1 protein-coding gene and 1 pseudogene are annotated in these 1,242 nt (G+C 25.4%); one reads left to right on the forward strand and one right to left on the reverse strand.

The annotated features are described in order from the left end of the window. A pseudogene (locus FGK85_RS15140) lies at positions 1-621 on the reverse strand (CotS family spore coat protein); the annotation flags it as partial. Between the two features lie 246 nt (positions 622-867). Here FGK85_RS15140 and FGK85_RS15145 point away from each other — a divergent pair. Next, positions 868-1,242 (forward strand): hypothetical protein (locus FGK85_RS15145; protein WP_341472459.1); only part of this gene is annotated, 375 nt, incomplete at its 3' end.

Genomic DNA, 1,242 nt, shown 5'->3' on the forward strand with positions numbered 1-1,242 from the left:
GCACAAATCATAGTAATTTGAAGAATTTAGTAAGCTTAATGATATAAGTCCTTTTTTATAAAACATATCTATATACTCGTAGTATTTAGTGTCAAAACTACTTTTAATTCTCTTATTTTTAATAAAATTCTTAAATTTATCTAAATCGTGCAATTTTTTATTAAAACTTTCCGGCCATTTGCCTAAGTTATTTTTTATTTTTATTTCTTTAGTATTTATTTTCTTAGAACACTCATGAAATTTAGCCAATAGCTTAATACTTTCTATAAGTTCATTCTGGTTATCCATATCACATTCTCTTCCGTCTATCCACTCTGTAGCATAAAAATATATATTCTTATATTTAACCATTATATTATCTCTAGTAGTTTTTAAATAATCCGCAGTATTATTAAAACCATTAAGTTTAAGTTCATTAACTAAACTCATACCATTTTTCACTTTATATTTTTTATTTTTTATTTTTTTTAGACATATATTATTCTTATCAGTTTTAATCTTGTACACACTTCTATTTTTTGATACGGTCTCTACTTGCAAATCATATTTGCCCACAATTCTATTTATAGTACTCTTTTCTTTTCTACTAAGTTCCTGTTTATACCCTCCGCGCAGTTCCATAAAATTTCCCCCTAATACTAGTGCTAATAGATTATATTACACTTTTAAAAAAATATTACCAGAAGTTTAGCGCTTAAAAATTTTTGGGGCGTGAGCCCGCTGATTTATAATGAATGATTGAGGGTTAGGTTAAAAACCATAAATTCTGATTTTTGCTGGAAATTTTAGAGAAAAAATTTGCATAATAAAAGCATCCTTTTTATAATAGTTTTTACTAGAAACCAACTTAAAAAGGATGCTGATAAAATGAGTAAAAGTTATTTAAAACAATTACTTACTTATATTAATAAGGTATACGATATAGGTGAAAAAATCAATAACTTAAAAGATAAAAGAATAAAATCTGATGTAAAAATTTCAACAATTACCTTCGTGGTGTTATTTGGATTTATGCTTCAGATAAGAAGTTTCAATAGATTAGAACATTGGCTTAAAAAAGGCAAGTTTAAAAAAGTAATACCTAAAAAAACTAAAATGCCACGCATTGATGCCGTTAGGCGCTCCTTAAGTGATTTTGATTTAGATGGATTAAAAGAAATTCATAAACATATAATAAAAACCATTGTAAAAAATAAAGTATTTAGAAATGGTACTATAGATAAATTAAAAGTAGTTGCCATA

The organism is Haloimpatiens lingqiaonensis, assembly GCF_901447495.1.
Lineage (GTDB): Bacteria > Bacillota > Clostridia > Clostridiales > Clostridiaceae > Haloimpatiens > Haloimpatiens lingqiaonensis.